General features: G+C 66.4%; 12 protein-coding genes. 11 read left to right on the forward strand and 1 reads right to left on the reverse strand.

All coding sequences use genetic code 11. The features are described from left to right. Nucleotides 1-101: 101 nt before the first annotated feature. Genes B3605_RS03480 through B3605_RS03490 form a run of 3 tightly spaced genes read left to right on the forward strand, consistent with a single transcriptional unit; the run spans nucleotide 102 to nucleotide 1,413 of the window. Nucleotides 102-671 (forward strand): head-tail connector protein, encoded by a 570-nt coding sequence (locus B3605_RS03480; protein WP_112943729.1) that lies wholly within the window; start codon nucleotides 102-104, stop codon nucleotides 669-671. After that, nucleotides 671-1,006: a phage head closure protein gene (locus B3605_RS03485; protein WP_112943728.1), complete on the forward strand. Its 336-nt coding sequence runs from the start codon at nucleotides 671-673 to the stop codon at nucleotides 1,004-1,006. Before B3605_RS03480 ends, B3605_RS03485 begins: the two co-directional genes overlap by 1 nt. Continuing rightward, entirely contained in the window at nucleotides 1,003-1,413 is a 411-nt protein-coding gene (locus B3605_RS03490) for a DUF3168 domain-containing protein (protein WP_112943727.1), read from the forward strand. The genes B3605_RS03485 and B3605_RS03490 overlap by 4 nt, the downstream gene beginning before the upstream one ends. Nucleotides 1,414-1,434: 21 nt before the next feature. Here the strand turns inward: B3605_RS03490 and B3605_RS03495 are convergent, their stop codons facing one another. Beyond that, a complete protein-coding gene (locus tag B3605_RS03495; protein WP_112943726.1) occupies nucleotides 1,435-2,649 on the reverse strand; it encodes an MFS transporter in 1,215 nt (404 codons plus the stop codon). A gap of 128 nt (nucleotides 2,650-2,777) precedes the next feature. Between B3605_RS03495 and B3605_RS03500 the strand changes: the two genes are divergently transcribed. The 8 genes from B3605_RS03500 to B3605_RS03535 form a co-directional block, all read left to right on the forward strand. Further along, nucleotides 2,778-3,185 (forward strand): phage major tail protein, TP901-1 family, encoded by a 408-nt coding sequence (locus B3605_RS03500; protein WP_112943725.1) that lies wholly within the window; start codon nucleotides 2,778-2,780, stop codon nucleotides 3,183-3,185. Beyond that, nucleotides 3,185-3,562, forward strand: a complete 378-nt coding sequence (locus B3605_RS03505) for a gene transfer agent family protein (RefSeq protein WP_112943724.1) — start codon at nucleotides 3,185-3,187, stop codon at nucleotides 3,560-3,562. The genes B3605_RS03500 and B3605_RS03505 overlap by 1 nt, the downstream gene beginning before the upstream one ends. Nucleotides 3,563-3,573: 11 nt before the next feature. After that, a complete protein-coding gene (locus tag B3605_RS03510) occupies nucleotides 3,574-3,819 on the forward strand; it encodes a rcc01693 family protein (protein ID WP_112943723.1) in 246 nt (81 codons plus the stop codon). Continuing rightward, nucleotides 3,809-4,354: a phage tail tape measure protein gene (locus tag B3605_RS03515; RefSeq protein ID WP_112943722.1), complete on the forward strand. Its 546-nt coding sequence runs from the start codon at nucleotides 3,809-3,811 to the stop codon at nucleotides 4,352-4,354. The genes B3605_RS03510 and B3605_RS03515 overlap by 11 nt, the downstream gene beginning before the upstream one ends. Before the next feature lie 10 nt (nucleotides 4,355-4,364). Then, the gene (locus B3605_RS03520; RefSeq protein ID WP_112943721.1) at nucleotides 4,365-5,006 is read left to right on the forward strand and encodes a DUF2460 domain-containing protein; all 642 of its coding nucleotides are present in this window, start codon (nucleotides 4,365-4,367) and stop codon (nucleotides 5,004-5,006) included. Beyond that, nucleotides 5,003-5,893: a DUF2163 domain-containing protein gene (locus B3605_RS03525; RefSeq protein ID WP_112943720.1), complete on the forward strand. Its 891-nt coding sequence runs from the start codon at nucleotides 5,003-5,005 to the stop codon at nucleotides 5,891-5,893. The genes B3605_RS03520 and B3605_RS03525 overlap by 4 nt, the downstream gene beginning before the upstream one ends. Beyond that, entirely contained in the window at nucleotides 5,890-6,324 is a 435-nt protein-coding gene (locus B3605_RS03530; protein WP_112943719.1) for an NlpC/P60 family protein, read from the forward strand. Before B3605_RS03525 ends, B3605_RS03530 begins: the two co-directional genes overlap by 4 nt. Continuing rightward, nucleotides 6,325-8,194, forward strand: a 1,870-nt coding sequence (locus tag B3605_RS03535) for a baseplate multidomain protein megatron (RefSeq protein WP_296432292.1), incomplete at its 3' end; no start/stop codon positions are given.

The following is an 8,194-nucleotide window of genomic DNA, read 5'->3' on the forward strand; positions in this document are numbered from 1 at the left end:
GGGGAGAAGGTGCCGGCAGGCGGATGAGGGGCCACTTGCTCCAGCCTCTCAAAGGCACCCACCCGGCACACCCACCACACCCACATCACCAGGAACCCACAATGACCTACGCCCTCATCACCCCACCCGCATCCGAACCCATCACCCTCGCCGAGACCAAATCCCACCTCCGCCTCGACGACACAAACGAGGACACGCTGCTTATCTCCCTTATACGCACCGCCCGCGAACATCTCGAGCGCACCACCGGCCTCAGCCTCATCACCCAGACCTGGCGTCTCTATCTTGATTCAATTCCTGAAGACGGCGTGATTCAAATCGCGAGAGGCCCCGTCCAAGTCATTGAAAGCCTGACGCTTTACGACGCCTCGGGCGAAGAGTGTCATCTCCCGCTGACCGGCCACATCCTCGACGGCCACGCCCGCCCGGCGCGCCTCTTGCTCGGCCGAGCCATTAGCGCTAGCCAGCCCATCAACGGCATCGAGATCGACTTCACCGTCGGCTTCGGCGAGAGCGGCGCCGAGGTGCCGGATACGCTGAAGCGGGCGATGCTGATGCATGTCGCGCAGATGTTCGCGTTCCGGGGCACGGTCGCGGTCGACGACCATCCGGCCGATATTCCCTCGGGTTACGATCGCCTGATCGCGCCCTTCATGATTAGGAGGCTCTGATGCGCTCGGTCTTCTTCGACCCCGGTCAGATGACCGCGCGGCTGGCGCTGGAAGCGCCGGTGGAGATGCCGGACGGGCAGGGCGGCGCCACAGTATCCTTCACCGAAATCGCCTCATTCTGGGCCCGTATCGAACCGGTCAGCGAACTGCGCGAGGAACAGGCGGGCGCCGATGTCTTCACGCTGACCCACCGCATCTGGCTGCGCTTTCGCCACGATATCCAAGCCGGCATGCGGCTGCGCAAGGGCGCGCGCATCTTTGCGATCCGCGTCTGGCGCGACCCGGATGAGCGCGGCAACTATCTCGTCTGCCTGTGCGAGGAGGAAGCCCAATGAGCGCCGCCAACCAATTGCTGACGGCGATCCAGGCGCGCCTCGCCGACGATGCGGACCTGTCGACCATGATCGGCCCCGAAGGCCTGCGCGACCGCCTGGTCTCCGGCCGAAAACTCCCCGCCGTCATCGTCGCCGACATCGCAAGCAACGACTATTCGACGGTGACCGAAACCGGCGCCGAGCATCTGCTGACGCTCGAGATCTGGACCGACGCCGGCGGCCGGAAAGAGGCCGCGACGATCGCCGAGCGCCTGCGCATGCTGCTGCACGACGCGCCGCTGTTGCTGGAAACGCACCACCTTGTCGGCCTGCTACATCTTTCGACACGCACTCGACGCGAACAGAAGACAAGGCTGCATGTCGCCGAGATCCGATTCAGGGCAGTGACGGAGGCTGTCACTAGCTGAGTTTGCGACGTACTCGCTGGCTCAGGCGACCTGAGCAACCGGCTTCGCGCGGCGGATGAGGCTTGCCAGCATCAGCACGAGGCCGAAGGCGAGTGCTGCGAGCGTGCAGCAAAGGGCCATCACCATGCCGGCGCCGGCGCGGTCGAGGATGGCGGTGAAGATGATGGGGGCGGCGGCGTTCGCGATGTTTTGCGGCAGCGAGAGGCGTGCGGCCTGCAGGCCGTATTCGCGCGGCGAAAACAGCGCCAGCGGCAGCAGCGCGCGGGCAACCGCCATGACGCCGGCGCCGAAGCTGTAGATCACGATGAAGCCGACGAGCAGCGATGTCGAGGGCGCGACGATGAGGATCAATCCGAAGCTCGCCACCATCAGCCCTATCCCGGCGATGGCGCTGACGATGGGGTTGCCGCGCTTGCCGAGCAGCATGTCCATGCCGCGCGCCGTTATGCCGATGACCCCACGCGCCGAGCCGAGCTGCAGCGCAAGCACCGGCGAGGCGCCGTATTGGCGTAGGACCTCCAGCAGCGATGGCGCCAGGCCGAAGGTGACGAAGCTTGATAGCGTCGTTGCGGCCGCAAGCAGCAGGAAGGCCTTGCGCCGATCATCGGGAGAAAGATCGACCGGCGCCGCATGCATTTCGGCGGATCCCTCTTGCGTGGCGGCCGGACGCGGCAGGCCGAAGAGATAGAGCGGCAGGCAGACGCACAACTGTAGCGCCGCGCAGATGACGAAGGTGATCCGCCAGCCGAACTGGGCATCGAGCAGGCTGAGGATCGGCCAGAACAGCGCGCTGGAGAGCCCGGTGAACAGCATCAGGATGGCGATCACGCGCTTGGCGTTTAAGCCCTCGCGCTCGACAACGGCGGTATAGGTCGGCGTCGTCAGGCCGAGCGCGCCGCCGATGCCGATGACGATCCAGGAGATCGTGTAGAGCACGATGCCGTCTGTCGCGGCCAGCATGAGAAGGCCGGCGGCGAAGGTGACGGATGAGGCGGCAAGCACGGGCACGGCGCCGTGTCGCTGCAATAGCCGGCCGATCGTCGGGCCGAGAAGCGCAAGCACGACCATCATCACGGTCAGGCCGCCGAAGACGATCTCGTTCGCCAGCCTAAGATCGGGCGCGATCACCCGACCCATGACGCCGAGCATGTCGAATGTCGTGCCCCAGCCTATGAGCTGCGTCACGGTGAGCACGGCAATCAACTGTGTCGAACGCAGGGGAAAAGGCCCGGGCATGGTGTGATTTCGGCGAGGGGAAGGGATCGAAGCGGTCGTAGCATCTTCGCCGGCAGGTTGAAAGTGACAAGTCGATGACATCACGGGCGTGCCATCGGGGCGCCTTTTTTCACGGAAGGGATGAGGCCATGGTGGCGCAGAAGGGCAAGGATCTGCTGTTGAGGGTTTTCAACGGCACGGATTATGAAACGGTGGCAGGGCTGCGCTCCAAGCGGCTGGCTTTCAATGCGGAGACGGTGGATGTGACCGATGCCGAAAGCGCCGGGCGCTGGCGCGAGCTCTTGGGCGGCGCCGGCGTGCAGCGGGCTTCGGTTTCGGGGGCAGGCATCTTCAAGGACGCGGCCTCCGACCAGCTGGTGCGCAAAGCCTTCTTCAATGGCTCGATCCTGAGCTGGCAGATTGTCGTGCCGGATTTCGGCAGCGTCACCGGGCCGTTCCAGGCGAGCGCGCTCGAATATTCGGGCCAGTACAATGGCGAGGTGATGTTCGAGCTGGCGCTGGAATCGGCCGGCGCGATCACCTTCGAGGCGCTGTGATGGCGGCCCGCACGGCAGTGGGACAAGCGGAAGGACGAAGGGCCAATCGCAGGCGTGGCGAGATCGAGGCCGAGATTGACGGCGAGCGGCGGGTTCTCTGCTTGACGCTGGGAGCTCTGGCCGAGCTCGAGACGGCGTTTTCGGTCGATAGCCTGAATGGGCTGGCGGAACGTTTCTCCGGCGGCCGGCTGAAGGCGGCGGACATGATCCGCATCATCGGCGCCGGCCTGCGCGGCGGCGGCAATCTCTATTCCGACGAGGATGTGGCGGAGGCCGATATCGAGGGCGGCATCGGTGGCTATGCCGTGATCGTCGGCGATTTGCTGACGGCGACGTTTTCGGGGGATGGCGTGGACGCCTCCGCGCGCCCCCTGTAGCCGCAGCGGGTATCAAGACGACGGACAATGCGGGGCCCACGCCTTTCCCCTGGGCGCGGGTTCTGCATGTCGGTCTCTGCCTGCTGCGGCTTCCCCCGCAATCCTTCTGGGCGATGACGCCCGTGGAGTTTCACGCAGCCGCCGGCGGGCTTTCGCCGCCGCGCGCGGCCGTCTCCCGCGCCGATCTCGATGGGCTGATGGCCCGTTTTCCGGATCGCCGGTCACCATCCGACACGAGGAACGACCATGACCGATAACCAGACCGACCTCTCCGCCATGACCGACGAAGCGGCGACGTTGCGGCGTACGCTCGACGATCTGGAGGGCCGCTCGCGCTCCTTCGGCTCGGCGCTCTCAGGCGCGCTGCGCAGCGCGGTCTCGGGCGGCAAGGGGCTCGATGACGTGCTGCGTGGGCTGGCCAACCGGATGACGGATATCGCGCTGCAGGCTGGATTGAAGCCGCTGGAGACGATGCTCTCGGGCGCCGCCTCCAGCCTCCTCGGCGGCGCCGGCAAGCTGCTGCCTTTCGCCGATGGAGGTGTCGTCTCGCAGCCCACCTATTTTCCGCTTGGCGGCGACATGGGGCTGATGGGCGAGGCGGGCAGCGAGGCGATCCTGCCCTTGCGGCGCGGTGCCGACGGTTCGCTCGGCGTCGCCGCTTCAGGGGCGGGCTCGCAGCCGCAGATCGTCTTCAATGTCACCGCGACGGATGCCGAGAGCTTCCGAAAGAGCGAGGCGCAGATTTCCTCGATGCTGGCGCGCACCGCGATGCGCGGCCAGCGCAACCTGTGAGGCTAGAGTAATGACACCGGGTTTCCACGAGGTGCGCTTTCCGCTGCGCCTGTCGCTGTCGACGAGCGGCGGGCCTATCAGGCGCACCGATATCGTCAATCTCTCCAATGGCCGCGAAAGCCGCAACAGCCGCTGGCGCGATGCGCGCCGCAGCTATGATGCGGGCTCCGGCCTGCGTTCGGTGGCGGATCTCTATGAGGTGCTGGAATTCTTCGAGGCCCGCAGTGGTGAGCTTTATGGCTTCCGCTTTCGCGATCCGATCGACTTCACCTCGACACGGCCCGGCGCCGAGATCGGATCGGGCGACCAGCCGATCGGCATCGGCGATGGCGTGACTGTCGCGTTCCCGCTCGCCAAGACCTATGGCGATGCCGGGGCCAGCAGCACGCGCCGGATTGCGAAGCCCGTCGAGGGCTCGGTGGTCGTCGCGGTGGATGGCGTGCCGCAGCCGTCGTCCGCCTTCGTGTGCGATCCCGTAACCGGCATCGTCACCTTCGCGACCGATGCCGTTCCGCCGGAGGGTGCGTCGGTGACGGCGGGGTTCCTGTTCGACGTGCCGGTGCGCTTTGCGACCGGGCGCATCGACGTCAACCTCTCGGCCTTCAATGCCGGGCGCATTCCCACCATTCCGCTGATGGAGATCATGCCATGAGGCATATTCCGGACGCGCTCGCCGCGCATCTTGCCGTTGACGCCACGACGCTCTGCCACGCCTGGCGGGTGACGCGCCGCGATGGCGTCGTGCTTGGGTTTACCGAACACGATCACGACCTGGCGTTCGCGGGTACCACCTTCCTGGCGGCGAGCGGCTTTTCCGCCAGTGCCGCTGAAGAGGAAGCGGGATTGCCTGCCGCCACCAGCGATGTCGCCGGTGGCTTCTCCAGCGCGGCGATCACCGAGGAAGATCTGACGCGTGGCCGCTATGACGGCGCCCGCGTCGAGGTCCATCTCGTCAACTGGGCGGACCCCGAGCAGCACATGCTTTTGAAGGTGCAGGAGATCGGCGATGTCACGCGCGATGCCGGCCAGTTCCAGGCGGAGTTGCGCAGCTTCGCCAGCCGCCTCGGCGAGCCGCAGGGTCGCGTCTATGGCCGGCGCTGCGACGCGACGCTTGGCGATAGCAGATGCGGCGTCGATCTCTCGGCACCCGCGATGCGCGCCGAAGGCGTGGTGGTCTCGGTGGCGGATGCCAGCCGGCTTGTGCTCTCGGGTATCAGGGCCGTGCCCGACGGCTTCTTCCGTTTCGGCGTGCTCGGTTTTCTCGATGGCGACAATCAGGGCCAGCGGCTGGAGATCGAGACGCATGCGGTGAAGGACGGTCTGCTGGAGGTGACCCTCTGGCTGCCGCTCGAGGCCACGCCAAGTGCGGGCGATCGCGTCGCGCTGACGGCGGGCTGCGACAAGGCCTTCTCCACCTGCCGAACGAAATTCGCCAACCACCTGAATTTCCGCGGTTTCCCGCACATCCCCGGCACCGATTTCGCTTACACCTATGCCGATGGTGAGACCCTTCACGACGGGAGCGCGCTGTTCAAATGACAGATATAGCAAGCGAAGTGCTGCGGCTGGCCGAAGGCTGGATCGGCACGCCCTACAGGCATCAGGCTTCGCTCAAGGGCGTCGGCTGCGATTGTCTCGGGTTGATCCGGGGTATCTGGCGTGAGCTTTATGGAACCGAGCCGGAGCGCCCGCCGCCCTATGCGCCCGATTGGGCCGAGCGCGGCGGCGGGGATCGGTTGATGGAGGCCGCACTCCGGCATTTCGGCCCGCCACTGCCGCTTGTCGAGGCGAGGCCCGGCGACGTGATTCTGTTTCGCTGGCGCCCGCAGCTCGCCGCCAAGCACGCCGGTATCCTCTCTGGCGAGCGTCAGTTCATCCATGCCTACGAGCAGGCGGCGGTGGTGACCTCGCCGCTGGTGCCGAGCTGGCGTCGGCGCATATCGGACGTCTTTCGTTTTCCGGAGAGATAGATGGCAACGCTCCTCTTTCAGGCCGCAGGCGCGGCACTCGGCGGCGTCTTCGGTCCTGTCGGCGCCATCATTGGCCGCGCGGCCGGCGCGCTTGCCGGAAGTGTCGTCGACCATGCGCTGATCAACGGGCACTCCACCGTGCGCGGCGCGCATCTGTCGAGCGCCCGCATTCCCGGCGCCGACGAGGGCACGGCGATCAACCGCGTCTATGGCAGTGTGCGCGTCGGCGGCACGCTGATCTGGGCCACGCGCTTCGAGGAGGAGGTGACCAGCGAGCGGCAAGGCGGCAAGGCCACCGGCGGCACCCGTGTCGAGAGCTTCCGCTACTTCGCCAATCTCGCGGTAGGCCTCGCGGAAGGGCCGATCGGGCATGTCAGGCGTGTCTGGGCCGATGGCAAGGAACTGGATCTGACGAGGATCGAGATGCGCGTCTATCGCGGCGACGAGGCGCAACTGCCGGACCCGCTGATCGAGGCCAAGCAGGGGGCCGGCAATGCGCCGGCCTATCGCGGACTTGCCTATGTCGTCTTCGAGCGGCTGCCGCTCGATGCCTATGGAAACCGCATTCCGCTGCTGCAGTTCGAGGTCGTAAGATCGGTCGGTGAGCTCGAGAGTGAGATCAGGGCCGTCTGCATCATCCCCGGCGCCACCGAGCATGGCTATCAGCTGGCGCAGGTCTCGGAAAGTATCGGCGCCGGCAGCGCCCACATTCTCAACCGCAACAGCCTGCGCGGCACGAGCGATTGGGATATCTCGATCGACGAGCTGATGGCGCTCTGCCCCAATCTCGAGCGCGTGGCGCTCGTCGTCTCCTGGTTCGGCACCGATCTGCGCGCCGGCCAATGCCGCGTGGTGCCGGGCGTCGAGGTGGCGAGCCGCGCGGAGGAAAGCAGGCCGTGGTCGGTCTCCGGCATCGGGCGCGGCGCGGCGCATCTCGTCAGCCGCAGCAATGGCGGCCCGGCCTATGGCGGAACGCCCGATGATGCCAGCGTGCTGTCGGCGATCGCCGATCTCAAGGCGCGGGGTCTCAAGGTCTATCTCTATCCCTTCGTGATGATGGACATTCCCGCCGATAACGCGCTTGCCGATCCCTATGGCGGCGCGCGACAGGCGTCCTATCCCTGGCGCGGCCGCATCACCTGCGATCCTGCACCGGGGCGGCCTGCCAGCGCCGATCGGACGGCTATCGCGCGCGGGCAGGTGCAGGCCTTTGCCGGCAATGCGCAGGCGGGCGATTTCACGATCGCGAACGGCCACGTGACCTATCTCGGCGGCGAGGAAAGCTACCGGCGCTTCGTCCTGCACTATGCGCAACTGGCGCGTCTGGCCGGCGGGGTCGATGGCTTCCTCATCGGCTCCGAACTGCGCGGCCTGACGCAGCTGCGTGATGGCGGCGATGCCTTTCCCTTCGTCGAGGCGCTGGTGCGGCTGGCGGGGGACGTAAAGGCGCTGCTGCCGGCGGCGAAGATCACCTATGGCGCCGATTGGAGCGAGTATTTCGGCTATCACCCGGCCGATGGCAGCGGCGATGTCTACTTCCATCTCGATCCGCTCTGGGCCTCGCCCGATATCGATGCCGTCGGAATCGATAATTACACGCCGCTCGCCGACTGGCGTGACGACGATATGGCCAGCGCCAACCCCGATGGCTTCCGGCTTGCCGACGATCGAAATGCGCTCACGGCGGCGATCAGCTCCGGCGAGGGCTTCGATTGGTACTACGCGGATGACGATGCCCGCAAAGCCCGGCAGCGCAGCCCGATCACCGATGGTCTCGCCGGCAAGCCCTGGGTGTTTCGCTACAAGGATATCGCCGCATGGTGGGCCAATCCGCATCACGAGCGCATCGGCGGCGCAGATCGGAAGAGCG

The sequence above is a fragment of the Rhizobium sp. UBA1881 genome (assembly GCF_002338015.1).
Lineage (GTDB): Bacteria > Pseudomonadota > Alphaproteobacteria > Rhizobiales > Rhizobiaceae > Rhizobium.